Annotated in this window: 18 protein-coding genes; 13 read left to right on the forward strand and 5 right to left on the reverse strand. The window is 65.3% G+C overall.

Annotated features, from left to right (window positions below):
* Positions 1–26: 26 nt before the first annotated feature.
* The 5 genes from rodA to NKG59_RS05965 all read right to left on the reverse strand — a co-directional run bounded on the left by rodA (position 27) and on the right by NKG59_RS05965 (position 6,493).
* A complete protein-coding gene (gene rodA / locus NKG59_RS05945; protein ID WP_045205148.1) occupies positions 27–1,178 on the reverse strand; it encodes a rod shape-determining protein RodA in 1,152 nt (383 codons plus the stop codon).
* A 23-nt stretch (positions 1,179–1,201) separates the two neighbouring features.
* On the reverse strand, positions 1,202–3,592 hold the full coding sequence (gene mrdA / locus NKG59_RS05950; protein WP_253535882.1) for a penicillin-binding protein 2: 2,391 nt from the start codon (positions 3,590–3,592) through the stop codon (positions 1,202–1,204).
* A 42-nt stretch (positions 3,593–3,634) separates the two neighbouring features.
* A complete protein-coding gene (gene mreD / locus NKG59_RS05955; RefSeq protein WP_015856079.1) occupies positions 3,635–4,147 on the reverse strand; it encodes a rod shape-determining protein MreD in 513 nt (170 codons plus the stop codon).
* A 16-nt stretch (positions 4,148–4,163) separates the two neighbouring features.
* Positions 4,164–5,210: a rod shape-determining protein MreC gene (gene mreC / locus NKG59_RS05960; protein ID WP_253535883.1), complete on the reverse strand. Its 1,047-nt coding sequence runs from the start codon at positions 5,208–5,210 to the stop codon at positions 4,164–4,166.
* A 239-nt stretch (positions 5,211–5,449) separates the two neighbouring features.
* Positions 5,450–6,493 carry a rod shape-determining protein gene (locus NKG59_RS05965; protein WP_004628293.1) on the reverse strand — a complete coding sequence of 348 codons (1,044 nt, stop codon included), beginning with the start codon at positions 6,491–6,493 and terminating at the stop codon, positions 5,450–5,452.
* Between the two features lie 502 nt (positions 6,494–6,995).
* Between NKG59_RS05965 and gatC the strand changes: the two genes are divergently transcribed.
* The 13 genes from gatC to NKG59_RS06030 all read left to right on the forward strand — a co-directional run bounded on the left by gatC (position 6,996) and on the right by NKG59_RS06030 (position 20,152).
* Positions 6,996–7,295 carry an Asp-tRNA(Asn)/Glu-tRNA(Gln) amidotransferase subunit GatC gene (gene gatC / locus NKG59_RS05970; RefSeq protein WP_004628291.1) on the forward strand — a complete coding sequence of 100 codons (300 nt, stop codon included), beginning with the start codon at positions 6,996–6,998 and terminating at the stop codon, positions 7,293–7,295.
* A gap of 88 nt (positions 7,296–7,383) precedes the next feature.
* The gene (gatA, locus tag NKG59_RS05975) at positions 7,384–8,871 is read left to right on the forward strand and encodes an Asp-tRNA(Asn)/Glu-tRNA(Gln) amidotransferase subunit GatA (protein ID WP_253535884.1); all 1,488 of its coding nucleotides are present in this window, start codon (positions 7,384–7,386) and stop codon (positions 8,869–8,871) included.
* A gap of 39 nt (positions 8,872–8,910) precedes the next feature.
* A complete protein-coding gene (locus tag NKG59_RS05980; RefSeq protein ID WP_045205144.1) occupies positions 8,911–9,393 on the forward strand; it encodes a hypothetical protein in 483 nt (160 codons plus the stop codon).
* Positions 9,393–10,355, forward strand: coding sequence for a dienelactone hydrolase family protein (locus NKG59_RS05985; protein ID WP_253535885.1), 963 nt, complete (start codon positions 9,393–9,395; stop codon positions 10,353–10,355). Before NKG59_RS05980 ends, NKG59_RS05985 begins: the two co-directional genes overlap by 1 nt.
* A 77-nt stretch (positions 10,356–10,432) precedes the next feature.
* Positions 10,433–11,896, forward strand: coding sequence for an Asp-tRNA(Asn)/Glu-tRNA(Gln) amidotransferase subunit GatB (gene gatB, locus NKG59_RS05990; protein ID WP_253535886.1), 1,464 nt, complete (start codon positions 10,433–10,435; stop codon positions 11,894–11,896).
* Between the two features lie 135 nt (positions 11,897–12,031).
* Positions 12,032–12,718: a DUF484 family protein gene (locus NKG59_RS05995; protein ID WP_045205336.1), complete on the forward strand. Its 687-nt coding sequence runs from the start codon at positions 12,032–12,034 to the stop codon at positions 12,716–12,718.
* A 7-nt stretch (positions 12,719–12,725) separates the two neighbouring features.
* Positions 12,726–13,712 carry a tyrosine recombinase XerC gene (xerC, locus tag NKG59_RS06000; protein ID WP_253535887.1) on the forward strand — a complete coding sequence of 329 codons (987 nt, stop codon included), beginning with the start codon at positions 12,726–12,728 and terminating at the stop codon, positions 13,710–13,712.
* A 36-nt stretch (positions 13,713–13,748) separates the two neighbouring features.
* Positions 13,749–14,951 (forward strand): class I SAM-dependent rRNA methyltransferase, encoded by a 1,203-nt coding sequence (locus tag NKG59_RS06005; protein ID WP_253535888.1) that lies wholly within the window; start codon positions 13,749–13,751, stop codon positions 14,949–14,951.
* 78 nt (positions 14,952–15,029) lie between these two features.
* The gene (locus tag NKG59_RS06010) at positions 15,030–15,548 is read left to right on the forward strand and encodes a metal-dependent hydrolase (RefSeq protein WP_253535889.1); all 519 of its coding nucleotides are present in this window, start codon (positions 15,030–15,032) and stop codon (positions 15,546–15,548) included.
* A 132-nt stretch (positions 15,549–15,680) separates the two neighbouring features.
* Positions 15,681–17,207: an FAD-binding oxidoreductase gene (locus tag NKG59_RS06015; RefSeq protein ID WP_253535890.1), complete on the forward strand. Its 1,527-nt coding sequence runs from the start codon at positions 15,681–15,683 to the stop codon at positions 17,205–17,207.
* Between the two features lie 12 nt (positions 17,208–17,219).
* On the forward strand, positions 17,220–18,458 hold the full coding sequence (locus NKG59_RS06020) for a lactonase family protein (protein ID WP_253535891.1): 1,239 nt from the start codon (positions 17,220–17,222) through the stop codon (positions 18,456–18,458).
* 96 nt (positions 18,459–18,554) lie between these two features.
* Positions 18,555–19,082 (forward strand): Fur family transcriptional regulator, encoded by a 528-nt coding sequence (locus tag NKG59_RS06025; RefSeq protein ID WP_045205138.1) that lies wholly within the window; start codon positions 18,555–18,557, stop codon positions 19,080–19,082.
* A complete protein-coding gene (locus NKG59_RS06030; protein ID WP_253535892.1) occupies positions 19,070–20,152 on the forward strand; it encodes a CobW family GTP-binding protein in 1,083 nt (360 codons plus the stop codon). The genes NKG59_RS06025 and NKG59_RS06030 overlap by 13 nt, the downstream gene beginning before the upstream one ends.
* The last annotated feature ends 90 nt before the right edge of the window (positions 20,153–20,242 follow it).

The following is a 20,242-nucleotide window of genomic DNA, read 5'->3' on the forward strand; positions in this document are numbered from 1 at the left end:
GCCACCAAATTCTGGCGGCCGTTTTGTCAGGTCTGCACGAAGCGTTTCTGCCGGGCGATGCTCATCAGGATGCCGATGCCCATGCCCAGCGTGACAAGCGCCGTCCCCCCGTAACTGATGAGCGGCAGCGGCACACCCACGACAGGCAGGATGCCGCTCACCATGCCCATGTTGACGAAGGCGTAGGTGAAGAAGATCAGCGTGATCGACCCGGCCAGCAGGCGCCCGAACAGCGTACCCGCGTTGGCGGCAATAAAGAGCCCACGCAAGATCAGCAGCAGATACAGGAACAGCAGCACGCCGTTGCCCACCAGCCCGAACTCCTCCGAATACACCGCGAAGATGAAGTCGGTGTGCTTCTCGGGGATGAACTCCAGGTGGGTTTGCGTACCCTTCAGCCATCCCTTGCCTGTCACGCCGCCCGAGCCGATGGCGATGATCGACTGGATGGTGTGGAAGCCCTTGCCGAGCGGGTCGGTGGTCGGGTCGAGCAGCGTACACACGCGGTGTTGCTGGTAGTCGTGCAGGATCGGCCAGTTCACGCCCGGGGCGCAGATGCGCGACTCGAACGACACCACCAGCGTGATCGCCGTGACTGCAATCACCAGCACCGGCACGATCAGCCGCCACGACAGCCCGGCAAAGTAGATCACGTAGATGCCTGCCGCCAGCACCAGAAGCGCGGTGCCCAGGTCCGGCTGCTTGGCGATCAATCCCACAGGAATCAGCAGCAGCAAGGTTGCCGCCAGATAGTCATACCAGTGGATCACGCCCTCGCGCTTCTGGAAGTACCACGCCAGCATGAGCGGCATGGCGATCTTCATGATCTCGGAAGGCTGTACCACCACGCCGATATTGAGCCACCGCCGCGCGCCCTTGCGGATCAGTCCGAACGCCGCCACGCCAATCAACAGCGCCACGCCGACGGTGTAGAGCGGCACCGCAAAGCGCATCAGCGTTTGCTGCGGCAGGTTGGCGATGATCCACATCAGCACGAACGACAGCAGGATGTTGCGGACCTGATCTTCCACCCGGCCCGGCATGTCGATGGCGGCCGAATACAGCGCGACCAATCCCGTGCCGAGCAGCAGGAAGACGATCAGCGCCAGCGGGCCATCGAAGCCGGTGAAGAGCGACTTGATGATGTTGAATATGCGGCGCTTGTCCAGTTTGTTCATGGCGAGATCCTCAAGCGCAAATATCAGGGCGCGGCCGGTTTGGAGGCCGGTTTCTGCACGGGCTTTGGCGCCGGCTTGTTACCGGGCTTGGCGTCCTTTGCCCCCTTTGGTGTGGTCGACGGGGCCGCCGCCGGTGCGGCAGCGTTGCCACGTCCGCGCGGTGGCAGTTCGGGTGCCGGTTGCGCATGCGACAGCGCTTGCAGCACCTGGGCGTCGAGCGTAGCCGGGGCGACAGCTTCGGCGCTGGTGCCGGCTTCGCGCAGGGCCGGCGCCACCAGGTCCGGCGACAGCGGCGGCGCGCTGCGGGTGGCGCCTGATGCCACCGCCGAAGCGGCGGCCACAGCACTGGCGGCGGGGGCTGCCACGTCCGAAGCGGCAGCCACACCTGACGCTGCTTCTGCAGCAACCTGGGGCGCAGCCGTCGCGCTGGCGATGGTGGCCGTCTTGCCGGTCGAGAACACACTTGGCGTATCCACTGGCGGTTGCTGCTGGGGCTTCGGCGCGGTGGCGGCCAGCTCGGCGGGCCATTTGCCCGTCAGGTAATAGTCCATGACCGCACGCGCAATTGGCGCGGCCGACGTGGCGCCGAAGCCGGCGTTCTCGACGATGACTGCCAGCGCGATCTTCGGATGGTCCGCCGGTGCGAACGCTTCGAACAGCGCGTGATCGCGCTTGTTTTCGGGAATCGCGTGGTGGTTGTACTTTTCGTTCTTGCCCAGCGAGTACACCTGCGCCGTCCCCGTTTTGCCCGCCGACACGTATTGCGCACCGATGAACGCCTTGGCTGCCGTACCGGCCTGGTTCACGCCCACCATGGCGCGCTTGATCACGTCGATGTTCGCCTGCTTGAGCGGGATCCGGTAGCTCTCCGTCGGCACTGTCAGCGCGCGCGACTTGGACAGCGAATCTTCGACCGCCTTCACCAGGTGGGGCTTCATCACCACACCGTTGTTGGCCAGCGTCGATATGGCATGCGCGAGCTGCAGGATGGTGAAGTTGTTGTAGCCCTGGCCGATGCCCAGCGAGATGGTTTCGCCGTCGTACCACTTCTGCTGTTCGGGGCGCTTGTAGGCTTTGCGCTTCCAGTCGGTGGACGGCAGGATGCCCGTGCGCTCGCCTTCGATGTCGATGCCCGTGACCTGCCCGAAGCCGAACGGCTTCATGAAATCGTGGATGGCGTTGACGCCCATGTCGTTGGCGAGCCGGTAGTAATACGTGTCGCACGACATCACGATGGAGCGGTACATGTCGACCCAGCCGTGGCCGCCCGGCACGTCGTCGCGGAACGTGTGATTACCCAGCGTGAACGAACCCGGATCGGCCATGCCCCACTGCGGCGTGCGCTTGCCAAGCTCGAGCGCGCCCAGCGCCATAAACGGTTTGTAAGTCGAGCCGGGCGGATAGGTGCCGCGCAGCGGGCGGTTCAGCAGTGGCTTGTCCGGCGAGCTGTTCAGCTCGTTCCAGGTCGCGCTGTCGATGCCTTCAATAAACAGGTTCGGATCGAACGTCGGCTTGGAGACGAACGCGAGGATGTCGCCCGTCTCTGGCTCGATCGCCACCAACGCGCCGCGGCGGTTGCCGAAGAGCTGCTCGGCCAGCCGCTGCAGGTTGATATCGAGCGACAGGATCAGGTTGTTGCCCGGCGTAGCTTGCGAGGTCGACAGCGTACGGATTGGCCGCCCGCCCGCGCTCACTTCCACCTCTTCGTAGCCGGTCAGGCCGTGCAGCTCAGTCTCGTAGCTCTGTTCAATGCCGACCTTGCCGATGTATTCCGTGCCGCTGTAGTTGTTGGAATCCTTGCGCGGGTCGTACGCCACGCCGGGCTGGCTGTTGGCATCGCTCATGTTGTCGATGCGGTCCAGGTCGCGCTCGGAAATCCGGCCGATGTAGCCGATCACGTGCGACGCCGATTCGCCCAGCGGGTATTGGCGGAACAATCGCGCATGCACGTCCACGCCCGGAAAGCGGAAGCGCTGCGCCGAGAAGCGTGCCACTTCCTGATCGGTCAGCTGACTGCGGATCGGCAGGCTTTCGAAGCTGCGCGCATCTTCCATCAGGCGCTTGAAGCGGCGGCGGTCGCGCGGCTGGATATCGACCAACTGGGCGAGCTGGTCGATGGTGTTGTCCAGCGTGTCCTGCAGCTTGGACGGCGTGATCTCCAGCGTGTACGCCGAATAGTTGCGCGCCAGGACCACGCCGTTGCGGTCCATGATGATGCCGCGATTGGGCTCGATCGGTGCCACCGAGATGCGGTTGTCTTCCGCCTTGGCGGAATACTGCTCGTGCTTGACCTCCTGCAGCCAGAAGAAGCGCGCCAGCAGCAGCCCGAAGCAGACGAGCACGAAAAGGGCGGCCGCCGCCAGCCGCAGGCGGAAGCGCGACAGCTCCTGTTCGACGTTGCGGATTTCGGTCATGCCAGGTGAACGCTAACGGCGGGGTGCATCAGATCGGCCACCTTAGATGGGCCGAGTTTCATCGACGCTCTCCGGGCGACGCTGCGGCGCCAGCAGGAACGCGTTTGCGAACGGCCACAAGGCGGCTTCGATCAGCGGCGGCAGGATGACCTGCCAGTCCGGCAGGTGCGCGCCCATCAGCAGGCGGATGACGATCGGTACGGCGTGAGCCAGCACCAGCAGCGGCAGCACATGCAGCGCCTGCGACAGCACCGAGAACCACAGCACGCGCCGGTGAATCGTGATCGCGAAGTACGACAGCATCGTGTAGGCCATCGCGTGTTCGCCAAGCAGGCGCGCCTCGTGCACGTCCATCAACAGACCCAGCAGGAAGGCCACCACCATGCCCACGCGGCGCGGCTGGTGGATGTTCCAGAACACCAGCACGAGTGCCACCAGATCGGGAATCCACTGCATGTGGCCCCACGGCATCAGGTTGAACAGGAACGCCAGCACGAAGCTGAAAGCGATGAAGCCGGGGTTGACCGGGCGCAGCAGGTATTGGGGCGAGTTCATGATCGATGGCCTCGCTTCAGCGTTTTTGCGCTGAATCGGTGTCCAGCGGATTGCCGTCGGCGTCGGTCGGGCGCGGCGGCGGGGCGTTGTCTTCAGCTGCGGGCGTGGGGCCCGGCACATTGGCCTCGGCGGCGGCGCGTGCAGCGCGGTCCTTCTCCTCGCGTGCGTCGCGGGCAGCGTTCTTGCCCTTGGGCACCGGCGCGGGCGACAGATCCGTCGGTGGCGGGAAGCCCGATTCGTACTTCACGATCAGCAGGTGCCGGTTGCTGCGGATGCCGGCCACCGGCTCGCAGACGACACGCGAGAACGCGGTGTCGGCCTTGCGCTCGATTTGCGATATGCGCGCCACCGGCAGGCCCGCCGGATAGACGCCGTCCAACCCCGACGTGACCAGCAGGTCGCCCTGTTGCAGATCGGCCGAGGCTGCCATGAAGCGCAGGTCCAGCGCGCCCGGCCGGGCACCGCCAAAGGCCACGCTGCGCAGGCCGTTGCGCACGACCTCCACGGGAATCGCCTGGTCCTTGTCGGTCAGCAGCGTGACTTGCGATTCAAACAGCGATACGCGCGTCACCTGGCCGACCACGCCGCGGTCATCAATGACCGGGTAGCCTGCGCGCACGCCGTCCTTGGAGCCGCGATCAATCACGATGCGCTGTGTATAAGGGTCACGCGCCTCGTAGAGGACTTCCGCCGCCACCGTGGGCACCGCCGCGTGCTGCTTCAGATTGAGCAGCGTGCGCAGATTGCGGTTTTCGGCTTCGAGCTGCGAGGCGCGCAGCGACTGCTGCGCCTGGGCAACGGCCGATTCGCGCAGGTTGCGGTTATCAACAGCGAGCTTGGTGGACGATTGCGTGTATTCGAGTGCGGCACGTGCCGTATCGCGAGGAATCAGCACCAAGCGTTCGACGGGGTACAAGATGACCGACACGACTTGCCTGACCACGCCCAGCACGGACATGCGGGCATCGATCACCAGCAACGCAAGCGCGAGCGCGAGCAGAGCGACCAGCCGCGCGGTGGCGGACGGGCCCTGCTTGAAGAGGGGCGGCGGGGAGTAATCCATGACCCGGACGCTTCAAATGGGCACGGCAGACGCGTGACGGTCAACGTCAAGGTCAACGGTCTGCCGGCAACAGATTGGGTGTGGCGCTGGTGCGGTGCCCAAGCCCTTGGCGGGCGGAGCACGGCGCACCGGCGCGAGACGCATCTCAGCGGTCCGCGAAGGCGGCTGGCGTGACCACAATGGTGGTCACGAAATCGGTCGCAACAGCGGAACGCGGATCGGCGTGGTGCATGGTCCCGTTATTCGTACGAGAAGATGCTGCCGAGCTTGTCCATGCGTTCGAGCGCCATGCCGGAGCCACGCACCACGCAGGTCAGCGGGTCTTCGGCCACCAGCACGGGCAGGCCGGTTTCTTCGGCCAGCAGGCGGTCGAGGTCGCGTAGCAGCGCGCCGCCGCCGGTGAGCATCATGCCGCGCTCGGCAATGTCAGCGCCCAGTTCCGGCGGGGTTTGTTCCAGGGCGATCTTCACCGAGGAGACAATCTGGTTCAGCGGGTCGGTCAGCGCTTCCAGGATTTCGTTGGACGACACCGTGAAGGCGCGCGGAATGCCTTCCGACAGGTTGCGGCCCTTCACTTCCATTTCGCGCACTTCCGAACCCGGGAAGGCCGAGCCGATTTCCTTCTTGATGGCTTCGGCGGTCTGTTCGCCGATCAGCATGCCGTAGTTGCGGCGGATGTAGTTGACGATGGCCTCGTCGAACTTGTCGCCGCCCACGCGCACGCTGCCTTTGTAGACCATGCCGCCCAGCGAGATGATGCCCACCTCGGTGGTGCCGCCGCCAATGTCCACCACCATCGAACCCGACGGCTCCGACACCGGCAGGCCGGCGCCAATGGCAGCGGCCATCGGCTCTTCAATCAGGTACACCTGCGACGCCCCGGCGCCGAGCGCCGATTCACGGATGGCGCGGCGCTCGACCTGGGTCGAACCGCACGGCACGCAGATGATGATGCGCGGGCTCGGGCGCAGCAGCTTGGTGTCGTGCACCATCTTGATGAACTGCTTGAGCATCTGCTCGGTGACGGTGAAGTCGGCGATCACGCCGTCTTTCATCGGGCGGATCGCCTCGATATTGCCCGGCACCTTGCCCAGCATCTGCTTGGCTTCCTTACCGACAGCCTGGATGGTCTTCTTGGCGTTCGGGCCACCTTCCTGGCGAATGGCCACCACCGACGGCTCGTCAAGGACGATGCCCTTGTCGCGGACGTAGATCAGGGTGTTGGCGGTGCCGAGGTCGATCGCGAGATCGTTGGAGAAATAGCTGCGCAAAAAGCCGAACATCGAATGAATCCTGTTTTTCGAGTCATGGGCGGCCCAGCAGCAGGATTGCGGCGCAACGGCTGCACCAACGCGCGGACGTCGCAAGGGCATGCCATGCGGTCCGATCCTGCTACTGCGCTCCCGGGAATGTCGCGGGCTCCGTGGTGATCGACGGTGGGGTGCCGTGGCACTGGCCATCCTGCCGAGGCTGGGCCGCCCGGAGAGGGGGCCCCCAAGGAACCTTTGATTAAGTGTCGCCAGATGCTGACGGTGCGACTGCCGGGAGGTTCCCGGAGTACTTAATCAGAGGGTCCGTGACTGCACGAAGTCGCCTGCTGACTTAGAAATTTAGTCGGCAATCATACCTTATAATTCGGGCATTCTGCGGGTATTCGGCGGGCGTTTGGCGCCAAAATTGCGGCAAATCGGCGCTGTCGGGGCCCAACCTGGGCGCCCCTCGCGCGCAGTAGCCGTCGCTTGCCGTACGCTGCCCGCCCGCCGCTGCACTCACTGACCCATTCCGATGGCACTCGAACTCTCCGACGTCAAACGCATCGCCCACCTTGCCCGTATCGAAGTCTCCGAAGGCGAGGCGGCGCAGACCCTCACCCAGCTCAACCAGTTTTTCTCGCTGGTCGAGCAGATGCAGGCCGTGGACACCACCGGCATTGAGCCGATGGCCCACCCGATCGAGCAGGTTCAGGCGCAAGCACAGCGCTTGCGCGACGATGCCGTCACCGAGGCTGACCGCCGCGCGGACTACCAGCAATGCGCGCCGGCCACCGAAGCCGGCCTGTACCTCGTGCCCAAGGTGATCGAGTAATCCGCATAAACGGCGCTCCCGCGCCCGCCTTGAGCCCACTCCATTCGACGTCGCCGGCGCTTGCCGGCAGCCCATCCGAACGTATTCGATGACCGCATCCACGATCAAAGCCCTGTCCGCCCAACTCGCCGCCAAGGAGGTTTCGGCGGAAGAACTGGCGCGCCATTACCTGTCGCGCATCGAGGCCGGGGCGCACCTCAACGCCTTTACCCACGTCGACGCCGAGGCAACGCTTGCCCAGGCCCGGGCCGCCGACGCGCGCATTGCAGCCGGTAACGCGGCGCCGCTGACCGGCGTGCCGATCGCGCACAAGGACGTGTTCGTCACCCGCGGCTGGCGCGCTACGGCGGGCTCCAAGATGCTCGGCAATTACACCAGCCCGTTTGACGCCACCGTCGTCGAGCGCCTGGGCGCGGCCGGCATGGTGACGCTGGGCAAGACCAACATGGACGAGTTTGCAATGGGTTCGTCCAATGAGAACTCGGCCTTCGGCGCGGTCAAGAACCCCTGGAACGTCGAGCACGTGCCGGGCGGCTCGTCGGGCGGCTCGGCGGCCGCGGTGGCGGCCGATCTGGCGCCCGCTGCAACGGGAACGGACACGGGTGGCTCGATTCGCCAGCCGGCATCGTTCTCGGGCATTACGGGGATCAAGCCGACGTACGGCCGCGTGTCGCGCTACGGCATGATCGCCTTCGCCTCGTCGCTGGATCAGGGCGGCCCGATGGCGCGCACGGCTGAAGATTGCGCGCTGCTGCTGTCTGCCATGGCCGGCTTCGACCCGCGCGATTCCACCAGTCTGGAACCCGGCCGCGGCGGCGACGTGGAAGATTTCGGCCGCCTGCTCGGCCAGCCGCTGCAAGGCGCCGATGCTGCGCGCCCGCTGGCCGGCCTGCGCATCGGTCTGCCCAAGGAGTATTTTGGCGAAGGCCTGGCCGACGACGTGCGCACCACGGTGCGCGCTGCGCTGGCAGAGCTGGAAAAGCTCGGCGCCACGCTGGTCGACATCAGCCTGCCGAAGACCGAACTGTCGATCCCAACGTATTACGTGATCGCCCCGGCCGAGGCGTCGTCCAACCTGTCGCGCTTTGACGGTGTGCGTTACGGCCACCGCGCGGCGGAATATCGCGATCTCGCGGACATGTATCGCAAGTCCCGCGCCGAAGGGTTTGGCTGGGAGGTCAAGCGCCGCATCCTGGTGGGCGCCTATGTGTTGTCCCACGGGTATTACGACGCCTATTACCTGCAGGCGCAGAAGATCCGCCGCATCATCGCGCAGGATTTCCAGAACGCATTCGCGCAGTGCGACGTGATCATGGGCCCCGTCGCCCCGACAGTTGCCTGGAAGATCGGCGAGAAGAGCGATGATCCGGTGCAGATGTACCTTGAAGACATCTTCACCCTGTCGACCAGCCTGGCTGGCCTGCCCGGCATGAGCGTGCCGGCTGGTTTCGGCGCCAACGGTTTGCCGGTTGGCTTGCAGATCATCGGCAACTATTTTGAAGAGGCACGCATGCTGCAGATTGCGCATGCGTTCCAGCAGGCGACCGACTGGCACAGCCGCCAGCCGGCGGCCTGAGGCCCGTTCCGACGTACCCGTTCCACGTAGGAGGCGCGCATGAACCACCGCATCCGCACTGCACTCGGGCTGGCGCTTGCCGCCGGCCTGCTGGCGGCGTGCGTGCCGATTCCGCTGCCGTCGATTCCGGGCATCAGCCGCCCGTCGAAACCGCCGCCGATCTCCGACCGCCGCATCGACATCAACGGCTACTGCAACCAGACCGAGGAAGACGGCTTCCGCGAGCAGGCGACGCTTACCGTGGCCGACAACAACGTCAGCGCAATGCAATGGCAGTTGTGGGTCGGCCGGCGCGGTTCGTGTCAGTTCGACCTGTCGACGTTCCAGCAGACCAAGCGCCGCCCCAGCATTGAGCTGCGCGAGCGCTACGGCAAATGCACGCTGATGGTCTGGCAGGACCCGCGCCGCGTCACGCTGGCACACGCCAACTGCGAAGCGCATTGCACGCCCGGCATCTATGAAGAAGCCTGGCCGGTGATGTTCGACCCGCAAACGGGCCAATGCGCCCGGAATGCCCGGTGATGCGTACATCGCTTCGTGTGTTGGCGGTGCTGGCAAGCGCCTTGGCGCTGCACGCTGCCGCGCAGCCGACGCCGGACGCCGAAGGCGCCTTGCCCGACATGCCGGCTGCGCGTGCGCCCTCGTCGGCGGAGCTGGGCGTGCAGACGATGGAGATTCCGCGTGCGTCCATGAAGGATGCCGAGGATGCGCCGCAAACGCTGACCGCCTACTGGGTCGCATCGCCCGTCAAGACACCTGCGGCCGGCGCGCCGGTGGCGATCGCGCTGCACGGCTGCAGCGGCCTCTATACGCAGGCCGGGGCCGATGCCAAGGCGCTGGGCTCGCGGTATCGCGGGTATGCGCAGTGGCTGGGCGCGCGAGGCTATGCGGTGGTGTTTCCGGATAGTTTCGGCCCGCGCGGTAAGCCGCATGGCATCTGCACCGAACGTACTGCCACGCGCGATATCAATGGCGCGGTGCGCCGCGCCGACGTGCTGGCGACGATCCGCTGGGTAGCCGGACAGCCGGGCGTGGATGCGCGCCGCATCGTTCTGCTGGGTTGGTCCAACGGCGCGCAGGCCGTGCTGGAGGCCGTGGACGCCAGCCGCGCCTGGCCCGCCGATACGCCCGCGATCAATCGCGCGGTGGCGTTCTACCCGGGCTGTGCGTCGGCCCAGAAACGGCCCGACTATCGGCTGAACGCGCCTTTGCTGCTGCTGGCCGGCGGCAACGACGACTGGACCCCGGTTGATCACTGCCAGGCGTTGCAGACGGCCGTTCTGGCGCGGCAGCCGCAGGCGCATTTCGAGCTGGACATGTTTGGCGGTGCGTATCACGGCTTTGACGGCACGGCGCCGGTCAAGGAGCGCAACGGCATCCCGAAAGGACGTCGCTATGGAACGGTCACCGTCGGTGGCGATCCGGCGGCGCGCGAAGCGGCGTTTGCGAAGCTCGCGGCGTGGCTCGATGCGCCGCACCCCTGATCGCAGCAACGCAAGAACACCTGAATACCTGAGTACCTAGACATTCACACCACAACAATCGACAGGACACACGCAACATGCAATGGGAAGTGGTGATCGGCCTCGAGACGCACACGCAGCTCTCGACGGTCTCGAAGATTTTCTCTGGCGCCTCCACCGCCTTCGGCGCGGCGCCCAACACGCAAGCGGCGCCGGTTGACCTGGCGCTGCCGGGTGTGCTGCCGGTGCTGAACAAGGGCGCCGTTGAGCGCGCCATCGTGTTCGGTCTGGCCATTGGCGCCAAGATCGCGCCCAAGAGCATCTTCGCGCGCAAGAATTACTTCTACCCCGATCTGCCCAAGGGCTACCAGATCAGCCAGTACGAAATTCCGGTGGTGCAGGGCGGCACGCTGACCATCCAGGTGGAAGGCAAGAACGGCCAGCCCGGCTATGAGAAGACCGTGCAGCTCACGCGCGCGCACCTGGAAGAAGATGCGGGCAAATCGCTGCACGAAGACTTTGCCGGCATGACCGGCATCGACCTGAACCGCGCCGGCACGCCGCTGCTGGAAATCGTGACCGAGCCCGACATGCGCAGCGCCGCCGAGGCCGTGGCCTATGCCAAGGCGCTGCATGCGCTGGTGATGTGGCTGGGCATCTGCGACGGCAACATGCAGGAAGGCAGCTTCCGCTGTGACGCGAACGTGTCGGTGCGCCGGGGCCCGGATGCGCCGTTCGGCACGCGTTGCGAAATCAAGAACCTCAACTCGTTCCGCTTCCTGGAAGAGGCGATCAACTACGAAGTGCGCCGCCAGATCGAGCTGATCGAAGACGGCGGCACCGTGGTGCAGGAAACCCGCCTGTACGATCCGGACCGCAAGGAAACGCGCTCGATGCGCAGCAAGGAAGACGCGCAGGATTACCGCTACTTCCCTGATCCCGACCTGCTGCCGCTGGTGATCGGCGATGACTGGGTCGAGCGCGTGCGCGCCACGCTGCCCGAACTGCCGGCTGCCATGGCTGCACGCTTCGAGTCTGCCTACGGCCTGCCGAAGTACGACGCCAGCATCCTCACCGCCACCAAGGCGACGGCTGCGTACTTTGAAGCGGTTGTGGCCGATGCCGGTGCCGCGAACGCCAAGGCTGCCGCCAACTGGATCATGGGCGAGGTCGCCTCGAACCTGAACCGTGCCGACCTGGACATCGACGCCGCACCGGTCAAGCCCGCGCAGCTCGCCAAGCTGCTTGCCCGCATTGCCGACGGCACGATCAGCAACAACACCGCCAAGAAAGACGTCTTCCCCGCCATGTGGGCCGGCGAGCACGGCGGCGATGCCGACGCGATCATCGCCGAGAAGGGCCTGAAGCAGATGTCGGATTCGGGCGAGCTGGAGAAGATCATCGACGACGTGCTGGCGGCTAATGCCAAGTCGGTCGAAGAATTCCGCGCCGGCAAGGAGAAGGCGTTCAACGCGCTGGTCGGCCAGGCCATGAAGGCCACGCGCGGCAAGGCCAACCCCGCGCAAGTGAATGATTTGCTGAAGAAGAAACTGGGCGCCTGAGACCGTTGAAAAATGATTCTGACGGCCCAACCCCTCCTTGCCGTACGACTTGTACTGTCTGCGTCGGCGTTGAACCGTCAGAACCGCTTCGCTTCCTTTTGCAACGGTCTCTAAAAGACAAAGATGGTAATGACCATGAACGCACAAGACGTCGCCAACTACCTGCAGGCGCATCCGGCCTTTTTTGAAGAGCATGCCGAGCTGCTGGCTGCCATTCAGCTCACCAGCCCGCACAGCCACCGCGCTGTGTCGCTGCAGGAGCGCCAGATGGAAATCCTGCGCGACAAGAACAAGCACCTCGAGCTCAAGCTGTCGGACCTGATGCGCCACGGCAACGAGAACGACCGCACGCAGCAGCGCGTGCACGCCTGGACGACGCGCCTGCTGGGCGAGGCCGACACGCATGCGTTGCCGTATGCCGTGCAGGATGGCCTGCGTGAAATCTTCGACGTGCCGGCCGTCGCGCTGCGCGTGTGGCAGGTGGGCGAAGAATTCGCGCACCTGGAAGTCGCGCAGGGCGTAAGCGAAGAAGTGCGCCTGTTTGCGGCAGGCCTGCGTGCGCCGTATTGCGGCGCCAACGCCGGTTTTGAGGCAGCCGGCTGGCTCGATACGTCGGACAGCGGCGAGCCCATCGAATCGCTCGCCATCGTGACGCTGCGCGTGCCCGTGCGTGGCGACGCCGATGCCAGCGCTGCGCCGGCATTCGGTCTGCTGGTGCTCGGCTCGCCGGACGCCCGCCGCTTCCATGACGGCATGGGCACGACCTACCTCGCGCAGATCGGCGAACTGGCCGCTGCCACGCTCAACCGCCTGCGCGACTGAGCGCCGCATGCCGCAATCTGCACCCGCCGATGACCATGGCGCTCAGGCGCCGCATCCGCAGATTGCGGCGTACCTTGACGCGCTGAAGTTCGAGCGGCAGCTCTCCCCGCACACGCTCGAGAGCTACACCCGCGAGCTGGCCGTGCTGCAGCGCTTGGGTGCGCAGCACGCCGCCAATGTCGACTTGACGCAGCTGCAGTCGCACCACATTCGCCGCATGATGGCGCAACTGCATGGCGACGGCCTGTCGGGCCGAAGCATTGCGCGGGCGCTGTCGGCGTGGCGCGGCTGGTTCAAATGGATGGCGCTGCGCGATGCCGCTGTCACCGCCAACCCGGTCGATGGCGTGCGTGCGCCCAAGAGCCCGAAGCGGTTGCCGAAAGCGTTGTCCGTCGAGCAGGCTGTCGCGCTGATGGAACAACTGCCTGGCGACGATGTCGAGACGGTTCGCGATCGCGCCGTCAACGAGCTGTTCTATTCGTGCGGGCTGCGGCTCTCCGAACTGGTCAGCCTGGATATGCGGCACGTGAAGGCCGGCGAGTATGAATCTTCGAGCTGGCTCGACCTAGAAGCGCGCGAGGTGCAGGTGCTTGGCAAGGGCAGCAAGCGGCGCACCGTGCCGGTGGGCACCAAGGCGGCCCAGGCGCTGGCCGCATGGCTGGCGGTGCGCGAGCAGCTGGCCAAGCCGGACGCGGCGCCTGAAGACGCGCACGCGCTGTTTCTCTCGCCGCGCGGCAAGCGGTTGGCGCAGCGGCAGATTCAATTGCGCATGAAGCGCAACGCCATCGCGGCAGGTGTGCCGGCGGATGTGCACCCGCATGTGCTGCGGCATTCGTTTGCCACGCACATGCTGCAGTCGTCGGGCGATTTGCGTGCGGTGCAGGAACTGCTCGGCCACGCCAGCATTGCCAGCACGCAGGTTTATACTTCGCTCGATTTTCAGCACCTGGCCAAGATCTACGATCAGGCGCATCCCCGCGCGAAGAAGAAGTAGCGCTGCCCGCTTTGCCGGGCGAACCATCCCAGTCGTATGCAAACCCTGATTCTCAAGCCCGGCAAGGAGCGCTCGCTGCTGCGCCGGCACCCGTGGATTTTCGCCAACGCCATCGATCGCGTGGAGGGCAAGCCCGCCTCCGGCGCGACCGTCATCGTGCGTGCGCATAACGGCCAGTTTCTGGCGCGCGCGGCGTTCAGCCCCGTCTCGCAGATTCGCGCCCGCGTGTGGAGCTTTGATGAAGCCGAGCCCGTCGACCACGCGTTCTTCAAACGCCGCATTGCCGCCGCCGTGGCGTACCGCCGCGCGTGGGTGCACGACACCGACGCCGTGCGCCTCGTCATGGGCGAAGCCGACGGCCTGCCTGGCTTGATCGTCGACCAATACGGCACGGGCGAGGATGGTAAGGGGAGCCAGCTCGTCTGCCAGTTCAGCGCGGCGGGCGTGGAGCACTGGAAGCAAGCGATCGTCGCCGCGCTCATCAAAGAGACGGGCTGCCCGAACGTGTACGAACGTTCCGACGTGAGCGTGCGCGAGCGCGAAGGCCTGGAGCAGATGACTGGCGTGCTGGCCGGTGCGGAGCCCGCCGCAGATCTGTCTGCCACCGAGCACGGCGTGCGCTATTACGTCGACGTGCGCGAAGGCCACAAGACCGGCTTCTACATTGATCAGCGTGACAACCGTGCGCTCGTCGGGGCCCTGGCGCGCGACCGCGATGTGCTCAACTGCTTCTGCTACACCGGTGGTTTTTCGCTGGCGGCGCTCAAAGGCGGGGCGCGCTCGGTGGTGTCGATCGACTCGTCGGGCGAGGCGCTGGCGGTGGCCGAGCGCAACGTTGCGCTCAACGGTTTCGATCCGGCGCGCGCCGAGTGGTTGGATGCGGACGTTTTCAAGTCGCTGCGCAACTTCCGCGCAGAAGGTCGTCAATTCGACCTGATCGTGCTGGACCCGCCCAAATTTGCGGCGTCGGCGCAGCAAGTCGATCGTGCGGCACGGGCGTACAAGGAGATCAACCTGGTCGGCATGCAGTTGCTGCGCCCGGGCGGTCTGCTGTTTACGTATTCGTGCTCGGGTGCAATCGATGCAGACTTGTTTCAAAAGATCGTCGCGGGCGCGGCCGCCGATGCCAAGGTCACGGCGCGCATCCAGCGCAGGCTGGCTGGCGGCGTGGACCACCCGCTGCTGACAAGCTTCCCGGAAGGCGAATACCTCAAGGGGCTGCTGCTCCAGATCGGCTAGCAATTTGTCGCAATTTTTGGCTTGTCCCGGCAAGCCTCCATTGCGAAGATGCGGTCCTTCGTTTTCCGCATCACGTCGATGGCATCCAATGCAGCCCATCATGCGACGGGTTGGGCGGCCGGTCTGATTGCCGCCGCCGCCGTCGCACAGGCTTCCCATACGTCTCTCGAACATCTCGGCAGCATCCTGGCGTTTTGCGCGGCCGTTGCCGGTAGCACCGCGCCTGACTGGATGGAGGTTGCCTGGTGGTCCCGTGCTCGCCGCCTCTGGATCACGCACCGCACCGCCACCCACTGGGGGATTGGCTGGGTGGCGGTGCTTGTTTTGTCATACCAGGCGCTGGGCCAGGGCCATCTGTGGGCACCGCTGCTGTTCGGCTTCGCCTGCGGCGGGCTGATGCACTTGCTGGCAGACTGGCCCAATCCGTTGGGCGTGCCCTGGATCTGGGGGCGCCATTCCCTGAACTTATGGAAGAGCGGCCGCTGCGATCTGATCGTGGTGATCCTGGCCTGGGCCGCGGCATGCTGGCTGGTGCGGCCGCTGTGGGCCGCGACGGCAACCCGGGTGGTTGGATGGCTCGCCCACCAGGCGCGATGAGCCCGTTGTCGCGGTATTGTCTGATGGAAGCCGGGCTCGCGAACGACTAAGTTGGAACCGCCGGACGCCACGCGTCCGAAGCCAACTTCGTTTGCGCAACGCTTGCGCAAACGCCCTCACCGGGAGTCGTCGATGACACTGGATGTGACGCGCCAAGACCCTCGCTACAACACGCTCAAACATGGCTTCAACCTGCGCTGGCCGGCGACGGATGCGCAGGCCGCCAGCCGCATCGCCCTCATTGAAAAGCCCGACGATGTGGCGGCCGCCGTGCAGCGCATCATCAACGCGGGCCAGCGCCCGACAGTGCGCAGCGGCGGGCATTGCTATGAGGATTTCGCCTCCAACAACCCAGACGGCACGATCGTCGATCTGAGCTTGCTCGCTACGCCCGAGGTGCACGCCGACGGCTCGGTGCGCATTCCGGCCGGTACGCAGAACTGGAACGGCTACCTGGAACTGTACAAACGCCACAACGTGACGCTGCCCGGCGGCTCGTGCTATTCGGTGGGCGCGGGCGGACATATTTGCGGCGGCGGTTATGGGCTGCTCTCGCGGCTGCAAGGGCTGACGGTGGATTGGCTCTCGGCCGTTGACATCGTCACCGTAGACAAGACCGGCAAGGCGGCTGCCCGCACGGTGGATGCAGCGCACGATCCCGATCTGTTCCGTGCCTGCCGCGGCGCTGGCGGCGGCAACTTCGGCGTCATCACCGGCTACACGTTCGCCAAGCTGCCCGCGGCGCCGCAGGAAGTCGCACTCGCCACCGTGGCCTTTGACTGGGCCACCATGACGCCGCAGCGCTTTGCCGAACTGCTGCGCATCTACGGCGAATACTGGGAGACGCGCGGCAAGGACCCGGACACGTGGGGCATGTTTTCGCTGCTCAAGCTCACGCACAAATCGTCGGGGCAGATCGTCCTGCTCACGCAGTTCTGCAACCCCGACGGCACGTGCCGCGATCTCTCTGTCCTCAATGATTTTCTGAACCGCTTCCAGGCCTGCGCGCCCACGCCGGTCAAAGGGCGCCCGCCCGGCTACGGCCCCGCGCACAAGCAGGGCGTGGGGCAGATGCTCTGCTCCAAGCCGCACACCATCGTGCAGTACGACTGGCTGACGGCCACGCAGTACCTGAACGGCTCGGGTGCCAATCAGCGCGGCAAGTACAAGTCGGCCTATATGAAACGCGGCTTCACGGCGCGTGAGGCGCAGCGCATCTACACGCATCTCACGCGGACGATGCCGGGCGTAGACCTGAGCCAGTCGCTGCTGCAGGTCGATTCGTACGGGGGCGCCATCAACAAGGCCGAGCGCATTGGCGATACGGCTGTGCCGCAGCGGGCGTCGATCATGAAGCTGCAATACCAGACGTATTGGACGTCTGCCGCCGACGATGCCGGCCACCTGCGCTGGATCAGCGATTTCTACCGCGACGTCTACGGTGCGCCGGACGTGCCCGCGCCGCACAGCGGCACGCCATACCCCGGCGACCGGTACGAGGGCTGCTACATCAACTACCCCGACGTCGACATGCTCGCCTACCCGTTCTGGCCTCAGCTCTACTACGGCAGCGGCGACCTGTACGCGTTTCTGCAGGATGTGAAGCACCGGTATGATCCGAACAACATCTTCCACCACGCGATGTCCGTGCGTGTTTGATGGAGCCATCCCATGACCAATCGTCTTCGTCGAACTTTCATGCAGTGGACTGGTAGCTTGCCTTTGCTGGGCGCTCTTCCCAAAACCGTCATGGCCCAGGCGGGCGAGCAACCGGCTGCGTCGGGTGTGCAGCCTGCGGGCAATGCGCGCCCTCCCCGTTTCGCCTATGTCGGTACCTACACGTTCAACGCACCGGGCGGCACTGCCGGCGGCCCGGCTGCTCGCGGCATCTACGTGCTGGCGCCGCGCGGCGATGCGTGGACGCAGGTGCAGGTGGTCGAAAGTGCCAATCCGTCGTTCTTGGCCGTGCACCCGAATCAGCGATTCCTTTACGCCATCAATGAACTGGAGGTCTACGAGGGCCGCCCGAACGGCAGCGCCGAGGCCTATGCGATTGATCCGCACGACGGAAAGCTGACGCTGCTCAACCGCCAGCCGCTGTCTTTGTCGGGTACCAACCCTGCGCATGTGGTCGTGTCGCCGGACGGCAAGCATCTGTGCGTGTCCATCTACAGCGGTGGCGCGTACAACCTCCTGCCGATCGGCGAGGACGGCAAGCTCGGCACGGTTTCCGGCATCTTCAAGGACACCGGCTCCGGCCCCCGCCCCGAACAGGAAGCGCCGCACGCGCACATGATGTTGTTCGATACCACCGGCCAGCACGTGATCGGCACCGACCTGGGCACCGATCGCATCAACGTGTTCGCCATCGAAGGCGGCAAGCTCGCCCCGCGCGACCGCGCGCAGCTCAAGCCCGGCAGCGGCCCGCGGCACCTGGCGCTGCATCCGCAAGGCAAGCTGCTCTACGTCATCAACGAACTTGAGGGCTCGATCGCCTGCCACGGTTATGACCCCGCCACCGGCCACGTGCTGGAAGAGCGCCAGCGCATCTCCACCACGCCTGCCGACTACACCGGCCAGAAGAGCGGCGCCGAGCTGTTGATGCATCCGTCGGGGCGCTTCCTCTACGCCAGCAACCGGAAACTGAAGTCCGATCACCCGCTGGCCGACAGCGTGGCCGCATTCAGCATTGACGCCTCCGGCAAGCTCGTGCCCCTTCAGTACTGGAGCGAAGGTGTGCACTTCCCGCGCGCGATGACGATGGCGCCCGACGGCCGCTACGTCTACGTGCTCAACCAGAAGGGCGACACCATCCTGCGGCTGCGCATCGACGGGCAGACCGGCAAGCTGGACCAGCCCACGGTGGTGGCGAAGGTGCCGACGCCCGTGTGTCTGGTGTTTGCGGCGTAAGCGGCAACGAAGCGCGAAAAGAAACCCAGGGCGGCGCAAGGCCGCCCAATTGCAACTCAATTGCAGCAACCTGCGCCCCGTGGGACAATCCAGCGCATGAACACCCCGGCCCCGCGCGACGATCTCGCCACTTCGCAATCCCATTCGCCTGAAGAGGCTGCCCGCGCACGCCTGCGCGGCCTGGGTAGCCGTGTGACCGAGCCCCGCGTGCGCGTGCTGGCCGTGCTGATGCAGGGCGCCGATCCGCTCTCGCACCAAGCCGTGTGCGACGCGCTGCCGGACGATTCGGGCATCGATCGCGTGACGGTCTACCGCGTGCTCGACTGGCTCGTGGCCGGCGGCATCGTCCACAAGACGGCAGGGGCGGATCGTGTCTTCCGCTTCAGCCTGGCCGAGCACGACGCCGCGCGCGAAGCGGCGCACCGCTCGCACAGCCACTTTCACTGCACGCAATGCGGGCGGGACTTTTGCCTGGAGGGCGCCGAGCCGCCGGCCATGCCGAAGGCCGGCCTGCCCGCCGGCTTCGCGGCCGACCATGCTGAACTCACCATCAAGGGCGCTTGCGCGGATTGCGCGCATCTGGCGGCCCATCACAAGACAGGAAACGCACCATGTCCAAAATGATCCCGGTCACCATCCTGACGGGCTTTCTCGGTAGCGGAAAAACCACGCTGCTCAAGCGCATCCTGACCGAACAGCACGGCATGAAGATCGCCGTGATCGAAAACGAGTTCGGTGAAGAAAACATCGACAACGACATCCTCGTGCAGGACGGCAACGAGCAGATCGTGCAGATGAGCAACGGCTGCATTTGCTGCACGATCCGCGGCGACCTGGTGCAGGGCTTGTCCGACCTGCTGACGCGCCGCGACAACGGCCAGATCCAGTTTGACCGCGTAGTCATCGAGACCACGGGCGTGGCCAACCCCGGCCCGGTCGCACAGACGTTCTTCATGGACGATGAGATCGCTAGCCGCTACCTGCTGGATGCCGTCATCACGCTGGTCGACGCCAAGCACGGCAACATGCAGCTCGACAAGCAGGAAGAAGCGCAGCGCCAGGTGGGCTTTGCTGACGCCATCTTCATCACCAAGAGCGATCTGGTTTCCGCCGACGATGTGGACGCACTGCGCCACCGCCTGCTGCATATGAACCCGCGCGCTCCGATCCGCACCGCCAATTTTGGTGAGACGCCGATCGACACGATTTTCGACCTGCGCGGCTTCAACCTGAACGCCAAGCTGGAGATCGATCCCGACTTCCTGCGCGAAGACGATCATGACCATAACCACGAGCATGATCACGACCACGCTTGCTCGGCCGACTGCGACCACGATCACGATCATGGTCATCAACATGGTCACGGTCACCACCATCACCACGGCCATGCGCACCACACGGACCGCATCGCCTCGTTCGTCTTCCGCAGCGAACGGCCGTTCAATTACACCAAGCTGGAGGAATTCCTCTCGGGCGTGCTGAATATCTACGGCGAGAAGCTGCTGCGCTACAAGGGCGTGCTGTATATGGAAGGCGTCGACCGCAAGGTCGTGTTTCAGGGCGTGCACCAGCTCATGGGCAGCGACGTGGGGGGCAAATGGGACGGCGAGACCCCTTCCAACCGGATGGTGTTCATCGGCGTGGACCTGCCGCGAGAAACGATTCTGAAAGGATTGGAGAACTGCCTGGCCTGATTCGGGCGCTTTCCCCCTCCTTTTGGGTGGCCCCGCCGCGCGCTTTCAGGCAGAATCCGGGCCGGATTTCCTGTCCGTGTTTCTCCGATA

This window comes from Ralstonia chuxiongensis (assembly GCF_024158925.1).
Lineage (GTDB): Bacteria > Pseudomonadota > Gammaproteobacteria > Burkholderiales > Burkholderiaceae > Ralstonia > Ralstonia chuxiongensis.

Coding starts and splice junctions, on each gene's coding strand:
- rodA (WP_045205148.1), bottom strand. CDS start 1,178: ATGAACAAACTGGACAAGCGCCGCATATTCAACATCATCAAGTCGCTC.
- mrdA (WP_253535882.1), bottom strand. CDS start 3,592: ATGACCGAAATCCGCAACGTCGAACAGGAGCTGTCGCGCTTCCGCCTG.
- mreD (WP_015856079.1), bottom strand. CDS start 4,147: ATGAACTCGCCCCAATACCTGCTGCGCCCGGTCAACCCCGGCTTCATC.
- mreC (WP_253535883.1), bottom strand. CDS start 5,210: ATGGATTACTCCCCGCCGCCCCTCTTCAAGCAGGGCCCGTCCGCCACC.
- NKG59_RS05965 (WP_004628293.1), bottom strand. CDS start 6,493: ATGTTCGGCTTTTTGCGCAGCTATTTCTCCAACGATCTCGCGATCGAC.
- gatC (WP_004628291.1), top strand. CDS start 6,996: ATGGCACTCGAACTCTCCGACGTCAAACGCATCGCCCACCTTGCCCGT.
- gatA (WP_253535884.1), top strand. CDS start 7,384: ATGACCGCATCCACGATCAAAGCCCTGTCCGCCCAACTCGCCGCCAAG.
- NKG59_RS05980 (WP_045205144.1), top strand. CDS start 8,911: ATGAACCACCGCATCCGCACTGCACTCGGGCTGGCGCTTGCCGCCGGC.
- NKG59_RS05985 (WP_253535885.1), top strand. CDS start 9,393: ATGCGTACATCGCTTCGTGTGTTGGCGGTGCTGGCAAGCGCCTTGGCG.
- gatB (WP_253535886.1), top strand. CDS start 10,433: ATGCAATGGGAAGTGGTGATCGGCCTCGAGACGCACACGCAGCTCTCG.
- NKG59_RS05995 (WP_045205336.1), top strand. CDS start 12,032: ATGAACGCACAAGACGTCGCCAACTACCTGCAGGCGCATCCGGCCTTT.
- xerC (WP_253535887.1), top strand. CDS start 12,726: ATGCCGCAATCTGCACCCGCCGATGACCATGGCGCTCAGGCGCCGCAT.
- NKG59_RS06005 (WP_253535888.1), top strand. CDS start 13,749: ATGCAAACCCTGATTCTCAAGCCCGGCAAGGAGCGCTCGCTGCTGCGC.
- NKG59_RS06010 (WP_253535889.1), top strand. CDS start 15,030: ATGGCATCCAATGCAGCCCATCATGCGACGGGTTGGGCGGCCGGTCTG.
- NKG59_RS06015 (WP_253535890.1), top strand. CDS start 15,681: ATGACACTGGATGTGACGCGCCAAGACCCTCGCTACAACACGCTCAAA.
- NKG59_RS06020 (WP_253535891.1), top strand. CDS start 17,220: ATGACCAATCGTCTTCGTCGAACTTTCATGCAGTGGACTGGTAGCTTG.
- NKG59_RS06025 (WP_045205138.1), top strand. CDS start 18,555: ATGAACACCCCGGCCCCGCGCGACGATCTCGCCACTTCGCAATCCCAT.
- NKG59_RS06030 (WP_253535892.1), top strand. CDS start 19,070: ATGTCCAAAATGATCCCGGTCACCATCCTGACGGGCTTTCTCGGTAGC.